Raw genomic sequence first — 13,942 nt, 5'->3', positions numbered from 1 at the left:
TAATGTTAAGTTTTAAGATAGAATAGGAGTGAAGTTGAAGAGAGATAAAACAAAAAACACAGTTATTTCTTAAAAATAACCGTGTTTTGAAAATATAGTATACTATTAATTTTTACTTGGAATATTTTTTAAAATCTCCAATAAGAATTTCCAGAATTTTTGCATTGAAGAAATTTGTGCTCTTTCATCAGGAGAGTGCGCACCTCTAATATTTGGACCAAATGAAATCATGTCCATTTTTGGGTAATTTTGGCCTAAAATTCCACATTCTAATCCCGCATGGCAAGCAGCAACGTGTGGTTCAGCATTATTCATTTCTACATATAAATTCTTTAATACAGTTAATATATCAGAATTCATATTTGGTAACCAACCAGGATAAGAACCAGAAAACTCTACTTCAAATCCAGCCAATTCAAAAACAGAACGTAAAGAATTTGCTAAATCCCATTTATTAGTTTCAGAAGAAGAACGAGTTAAACAACCTATTTTAATAGCTCCATCTTTTACAATTACTCTTGCAACATTGTTAGATGTTTCTACTAAATCTTCAATATCCGGACTCATACGGTAAACACCGTTTAAAGCTCCGTAAATAGATTTAATTAATCCGATTTGAACACCTAAATCCATTACAGTTTCAGGAGTATCTACTTCTTTAAGTTCAATAGTTAAGTTTTCTTCCAAAGAAGCAAACTCAGCTTTTATTTCATTAATTAATTGATTCAGTTCAAATAAGAAAGGTTCTTTAGAAACACTGTCAATAACAACAGTAGCAAAACTTTCTCTTGGAATAGCATTACGTAAACTTCCTCCATTGATTTCAGAAATACGTAAACCATAATTTGTAAAACCATCAAATAATAAACGGTTCATTATTTTATTAGCGTTTCCTAAACCTTTATGAATATCCATTCCTGAATGACCACCATTTAAACCTGTAACAGAAAGCTCGAAAGCAACTGTATTCTCTGGAGTGTTTTCAGATTCATAAGTTCTTGTTGCAGTAATATCTACACCACCAGCACAACCAATTCCTATTTCATCATCTTCTTCAGTATCTAGGTTTAATAAAATATCACCAGTTAAAATACCACCTTCAAGTCCCATTGCTCCAGTCATTCCAGTTTCTTCATCAATAGTAAATAAAGCTTCGATTGCAGGATGAGGAATATCGTTAGAAGATAAAACAGCCATAATAGAAGCAACTCCTAATCCGTTGTCTGCTCCTAAAGTTGTTCCTTCGGCTTTAACCCAGTCACCATCAATAAACATTTTAATTCCTTCAGTATCAAAATCAAAATTAGTATCTGCATTTTTTTGGTGAACCATATCTAAATGGCTTTGCATTACTATGGTTTTTCTATCTTCCATACCAGCAGTAGCTGGCTTTCGTATAATTACGTTACCAACTTTATCTACAAAAGTTTCTAGGTTTAATTTTTTACCAAAATCAACCATAAATTGTATTACACGCTCTTCTTTTTTAGAAGGACGAGGAACTGCATTTAAATCTGCAAAGTGATTCCACACAACTTTTGGCTCAATATTTCTTATTTCTACACTCATTCCTTTTAGTTTTGTTTGATAGTTCAAAGGTACATTTTTTAAGAGTTCTATAGAAGAGATTGTAGTATTTAGATGATTTGTTTTTATACTATGTCTTTCCTTTATATTGTTGTAATTTCGCAATATGGATTTTTCATCTAAACTTCTTGAAAATGCTGTTAATGAAGTTAGCAGATTACCTGGTATTGGAAAACGTACTGCTTTACGTTTGGTATTACATTTATTAAAACAACCTTCTGATAATACAAAGTATTTAACCAATGCGTTAACTCAGCTTAGAACTGAAGTTAAAGAGTGCAAAAAATGCCATAATATTTCTGATACAGAATTATGTCATATCTGTAGTAATCCGAATCGTAAAGAAGAGGTTGTTTGTGTAGTTGAAGATATTAGAGATGTGATGGCTATTGAAAATACAGGTCAGTTTAGAGGCTTGTATCATGTTCTAGGTGGGAAAATTTCCCCAATTGAAGGAGTAGGGCCACAGAATTTGAATATAGAGTCTTTAGTGAATAAAGTTAAAAGCGGAGAGATAAAAGAATTGATTTTCGCTTTGAGTTCTACTATGGAAGGAGATACAACGAACTTTTATATTTATAAACAGATACAAGAATACGGAATAACAACATCTACAATAGCACGAGGTATTTCTGTTGGAGATGAATTAGAATATGCTGATGAGGTTACACTTGGTCGAAGTATATTGAATAGAATTCCGTTTGAAAATAGTTTAAAGCAATAAAAAAGAGCACTTTTTAGTGCTCTTTTTTATTTGTAATTACTGTTTTTTATAGGTTGTTTTTATAGCGCCAGAATCCTCAACAAATTCTATTGTATTGTCTGTGATCTGAATTCCTAAAAAAATAGTAGCTCCTATTGTTAAATTATAACTTCCGGATTCATTTTTTAACCATCTACCAGAATATAAACCGTCATCAGAAGTACATTGATTGTTTTGTTGTATGAAAACTTCACCGTTAATAAAAAAATCTTCGGTGAAATTAATGTGTGATCTTTTTAAACAATCATTCGTTACATCTACATTATCTTCAATACTTTTTACTAATACCCATTTTCCAATTATTGGATCTAACATATCAGTTGTATTATCAGAGCATGATATTAAAACTAGAAATATTGATAGTATTGATATAACTTTTCTCATAGTAATTTAGTTTTTAAAATTTGGGCGAAAATAGATATACATAAACAATAAAAAAAGGGAACATTTTAAAATGTTCCCTTTTTTGTTTCTTAAATATTATTTTATTGTTTCTGATAAACAATGTTACCACTAACAATTCTGAAAGTCATATTATCATTAGAAAACTCAATTTGAGATTCTAGGTTGTTGAAACTATATACATTATCTCCTTTATTTTCCCAAGTATCATTTCCTGTAAGAGAAATACAGTTTCCTGCCAAATCTTGAAAGGTTTCAGAAGAAGTAGTTTTGTTTGATGCAAAAGTGATTGTAGATTGTTTTTCACAATCTGTTACTTCGCTACCTCCAGAAGAAAATAAATTCCAAGTACCAAGAATAGGATCGTTTACATTGTTATTATCATCTGAGTCACTAGAACAAGAGATAAAAAGAACTAAAAAAAGTAATGTGTAGCAAAGCTTATTCATGGTAATTATATTTTAGAGTTATTGTTTTTTATACGTTTGACGAACTACAATCATCGTCTGGTTATCATCTGTGAATTCAAAATCAACGTCAGGACCAGAAGTGTATCCATGTCTTCTTAATTCATAAACATTATTTCCTTTGCTAGTCCATTCACCAGCAACGTTTAAAACTTCTTCACAAACATTGTTTTCTATTTTAAACTCAATTTGAGAATATGAATTATCTTCATTAAAAACAAAAGTAGTTTTCTTTAAACAGTCGTTAACTTCAACTTGATCTGTACCTAAGAAAAGTGTCCAAGTTCCAATAATACGATCGCTAGTTTCTGAATCTCCACCAGAGTTATCACCGCCAGAACTATCACCGCCTGAATTATCACTTCCAGATCCAGAATCTCCACCAGAACTATCTCCACCAGAATTTCCTCCCGAATTATCACCTCCAGAACTGTCGCCACCTCCAGGTGTAATAACTTCTCCAGAAGTATCCGGATCTATAGGATCTGTATCGCTAGATGAACAAGAGAATAGGCATACTAATGCAAATGAAAGAATAAGAATTTTTTTCATGATGTTGGGGATTTATAATTTTTGCGAAATATAGGTATTTATTTTTAAAGCGTGTCTTCAGAGTTTTTATTGTTTTCCATGAGTTCTTTTTCGTATTTATCCCAGCTTTTCTTGTTTCTAATGCTTTTGTAAAGCTTAACGCTTAGCATTAAAAGAACTGAAACTAATACGATTCCTACAACGCCCCAAATCCAGTTGATGGCATTTTTCAGAACTACTAAAAATACTACAGCAAAAAGAATAATAGTAGCCAACTCATTCCATATTCTAAGTTTTAATGAACTGTATTTAACTACGTCTTTTTGTAATTGCTTAAAAATACTATGGCAAGCTCCATGATAGAAATATAAAGCTAAAACAAAAGAAAGTTTTATATGCATCCATATTTCAGATAAATACCAAGGTCGTAGATAAAGCATCCAAAATGCAAAAAGACTGGCTAAAATAGCAGAAGGCCAAGATATAATATACCATAGCCTTTTCTCCATTAATTTATACTGATCTTGTAATATTTTTTTTGCTGGTTCTTCTTTTTTTTCAGCTTCTGTATGATAAATAAATAGTCGAACGATATAGAATAAACCTGCAAACCAAGTAACAACGAAAATAATGTGTAGAGATTTTACATAATCAAAACTCATAATCTAATTTTTTTCAAATTCATGAATCCATTTTGCTAACGCATCTACCCATTCTTCATTATCATTTAAACAAGGAACAGTGTAGAATTCTTCACCGCCAGCTTCTTCAAATTCTTCTTTACCTTCCATAGCGATTTCTTCCAAAGTTTCTAAACAATCTGAAACAAAAGCAGGAGTTACAATTGCTAATTTTTTAATTCCGTCTTTTTCTGCTTTCTTAATAATTGTTCTATCAGTATAAGGTTGTAACCATGGATCAACTCCTAAACGAGATTGGAAAGTAGTTGTAACATTGTTTTCATCTAAACCTAATTCAGTAATAACATTTTTTGTAGTTTGGAAACATTGATGGCGGTAACAATAGTTATGTGCGGCAGATTGTGTATTACAACAACTTCCATCAATTTTACAGTGCGATTTAGTAACGTCTGATTTACGAATATGTCTTTCTGGAACTCCATGATAAGAGAACAAAATATGATCGTAATCTTTATCCGATAAATAATCTTTTATACTATTTGATAATGCACTGATGTACTCTTTTTTATTGTAAAAAGGAGGAAGGTCAGTCAACGTCATATTAGGAAAATGTTCTTTTCTTAATTCTTCTGCTAATACTAAAATAGTTTCAGTAGTTGCCATTGCAAATTGTGGATACAAAGGAACTAAAAGTACATCTGTAACTCCTTTATCATGTAACTCTTGCAATCCTTGTTTGATTGAAGGGTTTCCATAACGCATTGCCAAAGCTATAGGAAGATCTGTTTTAGCTTGTACTTTTTCTTGTAAACGTTCAGAAAGTACAATTAAAGGTGAGCCTTCTTTCCACCAAATCTTTTTATATGCAGCAGCAGATTTTTTCGGACGCGTATTTAAAATAATTCCTTTAACTAAGAACGAACGAAACCAATACGGAAAATCAATCACACGTTCATCCATTAAAAACTCTCCTAAATATCGTTTTACATCTTTTGGATCTGTACTATCCGGAGATCCTAAGTTTACTAATAATACTCCTTTCATTCTTTATAATTTATCTGAGACAAGGTCCGCTTATGTTGGCCTCATCTAATCCAATTGTATTTTTGTTTATTATATATTTTGAAACATCTTTGCTTAACACAAGACATTTGAAAATTCTATCATTATATTTTTTGTAGCAATCGAAATTATGTATCTCATCTGTGTTTACTAGAACATAAGTAAAATTGTATTCTAACTGAACATTTAAATCTTCTGGAGGTAGTTTTTCAGTTTGAAAAACATATAATTTTTGTTCGTTTTTCTTTTGATCTTGTAAAGCTTTTTGTCTATCTATAATACATTTTCTAGAGAAAGAGATGCGTTTAGGTCTTTTTCTCATCCTCCAAATATCTTTGTAAATGTAGGTTTTAAAGAGAGTTTCATTAACCTCAAAATTCATAAGATATTCATCTTGTTCCTTTTCTGTTTTGAGTTCAAAGAAACCATTTTGATCTACTAATTTTCGTTGTGTAAAACCTTCTATCGATACATATACTTTTGGAAAACGATTTTTGAAACTTTCGGAAATAAATAATAGCCCTTTAATTAAATCTTGTGATTGTATTTTTAAAGGAATAAATACTAAAATCAAAATGTAAAAAACTCTTTTTGTCATTTTAGTTAATCTACTTTTGAAAACTTTTCTAATTCATTTAATTGATTAGTAACTTCATACAAGGTGATAGCTAAACTATGAATAACATTCATGCTAGAGTTTCTTCCAAACATTGGGATTGAGATAGTTGCATCTACCAAATCAATATGTTCTATTCCATTTCGTTCACTACCCAAAAGTAAAACCAATTTTTCATGATTTTTAAAATCAAAATCTTGAATATTTATGCTTTTATCAGTTATTTCGATACCAACAATTGTATTTCCTTCTTTTTTTAATTGTACGATTAATTCAGGAAAATCTGAATAGGTTTCATTATGAATCTGTTGAATTGTATTGCGAGCTGTTTTTTTTACAATTCTATTGTTTAAAGCTGGTGAACTTTCATGTAAATAAATTTGTTGTACACCAAAACTTTCTGCGATTCTAAAACACATTCCAATATTTTCTGGTGTTCTAATGGCATCGCAAACTATAGTTATAGGAAACTCTTTTGCTTTATTTTCTATTTCGTAATGTGTCAGTTGTTTCATTTAAACTTCTAAATCTAATAAGAACTCATTCCATAAATTATCTTTAAACTTCGATTTAAAGAATCCAAAGTGTCCGATGTTATCAACATTATAGTTTTTTGGAGTTAAATGTTTACGGATAATTTCTGCATTAAAGTATTTTTTTGTCATCCAATCAATTGCTCTTTTTGGGGCAAAAGAATCATTGTCTGTACTATAAGATGTGACCTTACCTTTTATTTGATGATGGTATAATTCTTCTTTTTTCTTGTAATGAAATAAATAATCTTTCTGGCGTCCCCAGCTTGCAAATTCTTGTGCCATTGACTTCGGAAGGTTTTCCATTCCTGTGATTTTTTTGCTTGGTAAATATCCAAATACAGTTGTGAAAACTGGAAAAATAATATGCCAGTTAAAATACATTTGAAGTCTACCAAAGCCTTTCCAATGTTTAAAATAACCAGATTGACTAGCTACTAAAACTACATTATTAATGTATTTGTTAGCTGGAGTTAATCCTAAGATTTGTCCGCCTATACTATGGCAAACGCAATCTATCTGAGCTTCTGGATGTTTTTCTTTGATATAATGTAAGACACTATTAATGTCGTTAATTGCCCAATTGGTAAGAGAAACATCAAAAGCTTTTAAATTGTCTTTTTTAGAAGCTCCAATTCCGGCATAATCAAATGTATATACGGTAATTCCTTTTGAGCTTAAAAATGAAGCGAATTTCTGATAATATCCTTGTAAAACTCCAGTTGCAGAACATATCAAAACAACTTTGTTTTTATTCGAGTTACTAGAGAATTCAGTAAGGCTTATAGCATGACCAAGCGGAGTTGTTATTTCAAAAACTTTCATCATTAAGAGTTAAGAGATAACACATATTGTTTCGGAGTAGTACCGAACTTCTTCTTAAAAGCAGCGATAAAATGACTTGCTGTACTATAACCAACTTGCAGTCCTACTTCGTTTACATTATAGCGATTACTTTCCAATAGTTTTCTAGCATGTTCCATTTTGTAATCGAATAAAAAGCTATAAACAGTATCTCCATAGACTTGTTTAAAACCTTCTTTCAATTTTTTAAGATTTAAACCTATTTCATTAGAAAGTTCTTGTAAAGTTGGCGGTTCAGCCATACGAGAGATAATAATATCTTTTGCTTTTCTAATTTTAGAAACATCTCTTTCGTCTACTAAAAACGGACAATATTCTCCCTCTATAGATTCATCTTTTTGAAAATGTAAACTTAAAAGTTCGTATATCTTTCCTTTTATATACAGGTTTCGAATGGAACTATTCACATTAGCATTAATCAGTTGCTTTAAAACGATCAATACTGTCGGTTTAATAATTGAATCATCATAATATTTTCTATTCTTATTTTCTTCACTTAAAAAAGGAATGTAACCTGCTTCTGTAGAAAATAACGAATGAAACTTTTCAATCGATACTAATAAAGATACTAAAGCACTTTTAGGTTTAATTTCAAGATTTAGTGGTAATCGTTGTTGCGGATTATACAATAGAATAGAATGTTCTTCTAAAACATCTAAAGTATAAGTGCCACCATTAAAATGAAACTTAGAATTCCCATGAATTGAAAAGTGTAACTGGATAAAAGAATTATCTATATCTCTCTCAAAACGTTGCGTTTCCATAGAATCATTTATGAATTCTAAGAGTAGAAAACCGTTCTCAAGATTGGTTTCATTAAAAGTACTTTCAGCGATATTTTTCAAACGATATTAAGTTTAAGAATAAAACATTTTTATTTAGAATGATTCTACATAAAAAAACTTGTAAACATTGATTTTACTGCAAAAATAAAGAAAATCAGGTGTTTTACGAAAAAAATAACGATAAAGACAAAAATCGACATTTTAAGTTCTTTTGGCGATACTTTTATCTAAAGTAAGTTTCTATTTTTGTCGGGATTTTAGATATTTATTGAATGTTGACGAATACAAAGCACAAGAATTTTTACAATATTGCTGTAAGCTATGTTAAGGCAGATGCAAAAACGAGAGGAAAGTTTTCTTTATCAAAAGAAGATCAAATTTCGTTATTGGAAGAGGCAAAATCAATAGGGTTCGATGGTATTTTTGTATTGTCTACTTGCAACAGAACAGAAATTTCTGGATTTGCACCAAGACCTTGTTTGCTTATAGAGTTATTATGTAAATACTCTAAAGGAACTGTAGAAGAGTTTAGAAGTATTTCTACAATTCAACAAAATCAAGAAGCAGTGAACCATTTATTTAGAATGGGAACTGGTTTAGAAAGTCAGATTTTAGGTGATTACGAAATAGTTGGTCAGTTAAAAATGGCAGTGAAGCAAGCTAAAGAAGTTGGAACTATAAATGCTTACATAGAACGTTTAATTAATTTGGTATTACAGTCGAGTAAACGTGTTAAAAACGAAACAAAGTTAAGTTCAGGTACAACATCGGTATCGTATGCAGCAGTTCAATATTTAATCAAAAATCTTCCAGATTATAATTCAAAAAACATTTTGGTTTATGGTTTAGGAAAAATGGGAAAACATACGTGTAAAAATTTAGCGCAGTATACTCAAAACAAACAAGTAACTTTAGTTAATAGAACAGAAGAGAAAGTTGATGAGTTTATTAAAGATTACGATTTTATTAAAAAAGCTAAACTAGAAAACTTAACATCTGAAATAGAAAACACAGATGTTTTAATTGTTTCTACAGGAGCGTCAACAGCTACAATCACTAAAGAAAATATTACTTCAGGTAAAGGTTTATTAGTTTTAGATTTATCTGTACCGGCAAATGTTAGTGAAGAAGTAAAGCAATTAGATAATGTAACATTAATTAATGTTGATGAATTATCTAAAGTTACAGATGAAACTTTAGCTGTAAGAAAACAAGAAGTGCCGGTTGCAGAAGCAATTATTAGCGAGCACAAACAAGAGTTTAACGAGTGGTTAAATCACCGTCGTTTTACACCAGCAATTAATGCTTTAAAACAGTCTTTAGAAGCAATTCAACAAGACGAGATAAACTTCCACAAAAAGAAAATATCTAACTTTGATATTGATCAAGCAGAAGCGATCACATCAAGATTTATACAGAAAATTACTACACAATTTGTAAAACACCTAAAAGAAGAGAATACATCTGTTAATCAAAGTATTCAAGTTATGGCAAAAGTGTTTGGCACAAATTTAGAAACAATAGATGCAAAAAATAATTAGAATTGGTACTCGAGATAGTGAATTAGCACTATGGCAAGCTAAAAAAGTTCAAAAATTACTTCACCAAGAAGGTTATCAGTCAGAAATTGTCCCTATCAAATCTACAGGGGATATTATTTTAGATAAACCCTTATACGAATTAGGAATTACAGGAATCTTTACTAAGAATTTAGATATCGCAATGTTGAATTATGAAATCGATATTGCTGTTCATTCTATGAAAGATGTTCCTACAGTTTTACCGGAAGGAATTGTACAAGCTGCGGTTTTAAAAAGAGCAAATCATAACGATATCTTAGTACTAAAAGATAATGAAGAGTTTTTAGCACAACCTAAAGGAGTTATTGCTACTAGTAGCTTAAGAAGAAAAGCACAATGGTTAGATCGTTATCCAACACATAGCGTAGAAGATTTAAGAGGTAACGTAAATACACGTTTACAAAAAGTTAAAGATAATGATTGGAACGGAGCTATTTTTGCAGCAGCAGGATTAGAACGTATTGGGAAAAGACCAAAAGGTGCTGTTAATTTATCTTGGATGATTCCTGCACCAGCACAAGGTGCAATAATGATTACTGCTTTAGAAGAAAACGAAGATATTAGAGAAGCTTGTTCTTATTTAAATCATAAAGATACTGAGACTTGTACAGCTATTGAGCGTGAATTCTTAAATAAATTAGAAGGAGGCTGTACCGCACCAATTGGAGGTTTTGCAAGAATTGATGAAGTAAATAAAGAGATAGAATTTAAAGGGATTTTATTAAGTAGAGATGGAAAGAAAAAAATTGAAGTCCAAAGAACAGTTCCTTTAATTAAGAAGAAATATTTAGCACAAGATTGCGCAAATTATATTTTAGATAGAGGTGGAAAAGATTTAATGAGTGATGATGTAGCTGTAGCTAAAGAATTTTCAATTTATTCTACAAAAGCACTTTCCGAAGCACAAAAAAATCTTCTTGCAGAATCTATGACAGTTGAGGATAGCGATTTTATCAAAATTAGATTTAATAGGATTGCTCCTAAATTAGTTAAACAAGAATTAGAACATGTAATTATTACAAGTAAAAATGGAGTAGAAGCATTACTTCATAATTTTACAAAAGAAGAATTACAGTTTAAAAATATCTACTGTGTAGGTAGAAGAACAAAGAAATTAATAGAGCAGAAAATAGGTAAGGTTAAAAATTCAGAAAGAAACGCTAAAAAATTAGCAGCTTATTTATCTGAAGAATTATCTGGACAAACTGTAACTTATTTCTGCAGCGATTTACGTTTAGATACTTTACCAATAGTTTTATCAGAAAATAATATTACTGTAAATGAAATAGAGGCGTACAAAACAATGTACAGTCCAGCTAAAGTAGATGAAACAGTAAACGGGGTGTTATTTTATAGCCCTTCTACTGTAGAAAGCTATATGCAAGAGAATAAAGGAGATAAAATCGCTTTTTGTATTGGTGAAACTACAGCAAAAGAAGCATCTAAATATTTTGAAGAAGTACAAGTTGCTAAAGTACCAACAGTAGAAAGTATTTTAGAATTAGTGAATTTGCACTTTGTAAAGAGTTAGTATATGTTAAATACAAGAAGACCAAGAAGAAATCGTAAGTCTGCAGCAATAAGAGCTATGGTAGAAGAAACTACCTTATCTGTAAACGACTTTATTTATCCTGTATTTCTTATAGAAGGTTTAGGAAAGAAAGAAGAAATTGTTTCTATGCCTGGTATTTATCGCTATTCGTTGGATTTACTTTTAGAAGAAATTCAAGAATGTGTAGATTTAGGAATTAAAGGATTTTGTGTATTTCCTTCCTTAGGAGATGATAAAAAAGATAAATATGCAACTGAAGGATATAATCCTGAGAGCTTATACAATACAGCATTAAAAGAAATCAAATCAAAGTTTCCTGAAATTGCTTTAATGACAGACATTGCTATGGATCCATATTCAAGTGATGGTCACGATGGAATTGTTGAGAATGGAGAAATTCTTAATGATGAAACTTTAGAGATTCTAGGAAAAATGGCTCTTGCACAAGCAAAAGCTGGTGCAGATATTTTAGGACCTTCTGATATGATGGATGGTCGTATAGGATATATTAGAAATGTTTTAGATGAAGCTGGGTATACACAGGTTTCTATAATGTCGTATACAGCTAAATACGCAAGTGCTTTTTACGGTCCGTTTAGAGATGCATTAGATTCAGCTCCAAAGTTTGGAGACAAAAAAACATACCAAATGAATCCTGCTAATACGAGTGAAGCTTTAATAGAAGCAGATTTAGATATTCAAGAAGGAGCAGATATGATTATGGTAAAACCAGCTTTAGCATATTTAGATATCATCAAGTTACTAAAAGATAACTACGATGTGCCAATCACAGCTTATAATGTAAGTGGAGAGTATGCAATGCTTAAAGCAGCCGCAGAAAAAGGTTGGTTAGATGGTGAAAAAGTAATGTTAGAAAGCTTGTTAAGCATTAAAAGAGCAGGGGCAGATATTATCCTAACTTATTTTGCAAAAGAAGTTGCTAAATTATTCAGAAATAATTAATGTCTGATTGGAAGCCAACTTACACAATAAATGGAAATAAGTTTTCTAATGAGAAAGGCTTTTACAATGAAATAGAAAGAGTTTTTACAAATGATTTGAATTGGAGAATAGGTAGAAATTTAGATGCTTTCAATGATGTTTTAAGTGGAGGTTTTGGAACTTTTGATGTAGATGAAGAAATAATTATTGAGTGGAAAAATTTTTACAAAAGCGAAGAAAACTTAGAAACAAGTTTCTTACATACAGTAATTGAAATTATAGAACAAAATAAACATATAACTTTCATTAAAAGTTAAAAAATGAAATTCAAAAAATCACAAAAACTATATAATAAAGGTTTAGTTAATTTAGTTGGAGCTGTAAATTCACCAGTTAGAGCATTCGCTTCTGTTGGTGGAAATCCACTTTTTATTGATAAAGCTAAAGGAAGTAAAATTGTCGATGTAGATGGAAACTCTTACATCGATTATGTATTGTCTTACGGACCAATGATTCTGGGTCATCGTCATAAGAAAGTACAAAAAGCAGTAACGAAAGCTTTAAAAAACGGATATTCTTTTGGAGCTTCAACAGAAAACGAAATTAAACTAGCTAAAATAGTTTGTGATGCTTTTCCAGGAATGGATAAAGTACGTTTTGTAAACTCAGGTACAGAAGCTGTTTTAAGTGGAATTCGTTTAGCTAGAGCTTACACAGGAAAAGATAAGATCATTAAGTTTTCTGGTTGTTACCATGGTCATCAAGATTCGTTATTAGTTGCAGCAGGTTCTGGTTTAGCAACTTTAAGTTTACCAGGTAGTAAAGGTGTTCCAGAAGGAGCAGTGAAAAATACTTTAATCGCAAACTATAATGATTTAGAAAGTGTTAAAGCACATTTCGAAAAACATGATGATATTGCTGGAGTAATTATTGAACCAGTAGGAGGAAACATGGGAGTTGTAATTCCTCAAAATAATTTCTTAAAAGATTTAAAAGAATTAGCGAATAAAAACGGAGCTTTACTTATTGCTGATGAGGTAATGACAGGTTTCCGTTCTACATTTGGTGGAGCTCAAGAAGTTTTAGGAGTAGAAGCAGATATTACTTGTTTAGGAAAAGTTATCGGTGGAGGTTTCCCAGTTGGAGCTTATGGAGCTAGAAACGAGATTATGGAAAATGTTGCTCCATTAGGAGGAATGTATCAAGCAGGAACATTAAGTGGTAATCCAATTGCAATGGTAGGAGGAATTGCTACTTTGTCAACATTAAAAAAGCAAAATCCGTACAAGCAATTTGATGCAATCGGAGCAGAAATAGAAGAAGCGATTTTATCATCAGCTCAAAAATATGGAGTAGATGTTACGGTGAATAGGTTTGGTTCTATGATGAATCCTTTTTTTACTAATAAAAAAGTTACTAATTTTGAAGAAGCACAAACTTCTGATACTAAAAAGTTTGCTGTATTTTTCTGGGAGATGATTAAAAACGGAATATTTTTACCTCCATCTCAGTTCGAAGCTTGGTTCTTATCTAGTGCTTTAACTGAAAAAAATATTAGTAAAACTAAAAAAGCGTTAGATAACGCATTAAAAGCAGTTTCAGAAATGTAAAAAACGA

At 30.8% G+C, this 13,942-nt stretch carries 16 protein-coding genes; 6 read left to right on the top strand and 10 right to left on the bottom strand.

All coding sequences use genetic code 11. The annotated features are described in order from the left end of the window. Positions 1-105 precede the first annotated feature (105 nt). The gene (locus tag Q1A15_RS19675; protein ID WP_299627952.1) at positions 106-1,569 is read right to left on the bottom strand and encodes an aminoacyl-histidine dipeptidase; all 1,464 of its coding nucleotides are present in this window, start codon (positions 1,567-1,569) and stop codon (positions 106-108) included. 124 nt (positions 1,570-1,693) lie between these two features. On the opposite strand from Q1A15_RS19675, the gene recR reads away from it, so the two are divergent. Then, positions 1,694-2,311, top strand: a complete 618-nt coding sequence (gene recR, locus Q1A15_RS19670; RefSeq protein ID WP_299627950.1) for a recombination mediator RecR — start codon at positions 1,694-1,696, stop codon at positions 2,309-2,311. A gap of 36 nt (positions 2,312-2,347) precedes the next feature. On the opposite strand, the gene Q1A15_RS19665 is transcribed toward recR, so the two are convergent. The 9 genes from Q1A15_RS19665 to Q1A15_RS19625 form a co-directional block, all read right to left on the bottom strand. Continuing rightward, positions 2,348-2,734, bottom strand: a complete 387-nt coding sequence (locus Q1A15_RS19665; protein ID WP_299627948.1) for a hypothetical protein — start codon at positions 2,732-2,734, stop codon at positions 2,348-2,350. Between the two features lie 101 nt (positions 2,735-2,835). After that, positions 2,836-3,201 carry a lipocalin family protein gene (locus Q1A15_RS19660; RefSeq protein ID WP_299627946.1) on the bottom strand — a complete coding sequence of 122 codons (366 nt, stop codon included), beginning with the start codon at positions 3,199-3,201 and terminating at the stop codon, positions 2,836-2,838. 18 nt (positions 3,202-3,219) lie between these two features. Next, complete coding sequence (locus tag Q1A15_RS19655; protein ID WP_299627944.1) at positions 3,220-3,771, bottom strand: hypothetical protein; 552 nt, start codon at positions 3,769-3,771, stop codon at positions 3,220-3,222. Positions 3,772-3,815: 44 nt separating this feature from the next. Further along, positions 3,816-4,412 carry a CopD family protein gene (locus Q1A15_RS19650; RefSeq protein WP_299627942.1) on the bottom strand — a complete coding sequence of 199 codons (597 nt, stop codon included), beginning with the start codon at positions 4,410-4,412 and terminating at the stop codon, positions 3,816-3,818. A 3-nt stretch (positions 4,413-4,415) separates the two neighbouring features. Next, positions 4,416-5,435, bottom strand: coding sequence for a ferrochelatase (hemH, locus tag Q1A15_RS19645; RefSeq protein ID WP_299627940.1), 1,020 nt, complete (start codon positions 5,433-5,435; stop codon positions 4,416-4,418). Between the two features lie 10 nt (positions 5,436-5,445). After that, complete coding sequence (locus tag Q1A15_RS19640; RefSeq protein WP_299627938.1) at positions 5,446-6,051, bottom strand: hypothetical protein; 606 nt, start codon at positions 6,049-6,051, stop codon at positions 5,446-5,448. 5 nt (positions 6,052-6,056) lie between these two features. Continuing rightward, positions 6,057-6,584, bottom strand: a complete 528-nt coding sequence (locus Q1A15_RS19635) for a TrmH family RNA methyltransferase (protein ID WP_299627936.1) — start codon at positions 6,582-6,584, stop codon at positions 6,057-6,059. Next, positions 6,585-7,430, bottom strand: coding sequence for an alpha/beta fold hydrolase (locus tag Q1A15_RS19630; RefSeq protein WP_299627934.1), 846 nt, complete (start codon positions 7,428-7,430; stop codon positions 6,585-6,587). It abuts the gene before it with no gap. Beyond that, a complete protein-coding gene (locus Q1A15_RS19625; RefSeq protein ID WP_299627932.1) occupies positions 7,430-8,311 on the bottom strand; it encodes an AraC family transcriptional regulator in 882 nt (293 codons plus the stop codon). Before Q1A15_RS19625 ends, Q1A15_RS19630 begins: the two co-directional genes overlap by 1 nt. 212 nt (positions 8,312-8,523) lie before the next feature. Between Q1A15_RS19625 and hemA the strand changes: the two genes are divergently transcribed. The 5 genes from hemA to hemL are packed head-to-tail and all read left to right on the top strand — an operon-like array spanning position 8,524 to position 13,935. After that, complete coding sequence (gene hemA, locus Q1A15_RS19620) at positions 8,524-9,792, top strand: glutamyl-tRNA reductase (protein ID WP_299627930.1); 1,269 nt, start codon at positions 8,524-8,526, stop codon at positions 9,790-9,792. Beyond that, positions 9,776-11,362 (top strand): hydroxymethylbilane synthase, encoded by a 1,587-nt coding sequence (gene hemC, locus Q1A15_RS19615; RefSeq protein WP_299627928.1) that lies wholly within the window; start codon positions 9,776-9,778, stop codon positions 11,360-11,362. The genes hemA and hemC overlap by 17 nt, the downstream gene beginning before the upstream one ends. A gap of 3 nt (positions 11,363-11,365) precedes the next feature. After that, on the top strand, positions 11,366-12,346 hold the full coding sequence (gene hemB / locus Q1A15_RS19610) for a porphobilinogen synthase (RefSeq protein WP_299627926.1): 981 nt from the start codon (positions 11,366-11,368) through the stop codon (positions 12,344-12,346). Next, positions 12,346-12,642, top strand: coding sequence for a barstar family protein (locus Q1A15_RS19605; protein WP_299627924.1), 297 nt, complete (start codon positions 12,346-12,348; stop codon positions 12,640-12,642). Before hemB ends, Q1A15_RS19605 begins: the two co-directional genes overlap by 1 nt. Positions 12,643-12,645: 3 nt before the next feature. Beyond that, positions 12,646-13,935, top strand: coding sequence for a glutamate-1-semialdehyde 2,1-aminomutase (hemL, locus tag Q1A15_RS19600; protein ID WP_299627922.1), 1,290 nt, complete (start codon positions 12,646-12,648; stop codon positions 13,933-13,935). Positions 13,936-13,942 lie beyond the last annotated feature (7 nt).

This window comes from uncultured Tenacibaculum sp., assembly GCF_947495995.1.
In the GTDB taxonomy this organism is placed as follows: Bacteria; Bacteroidota; Bacteroidia; order Flavobacteriales; family Flavobacteriaceae; genus Polaribacter.
Note: the sequence above shows the minus strand (reverse complement) of the source record. Positions and strands in the feature narration are given on the sequence as shown.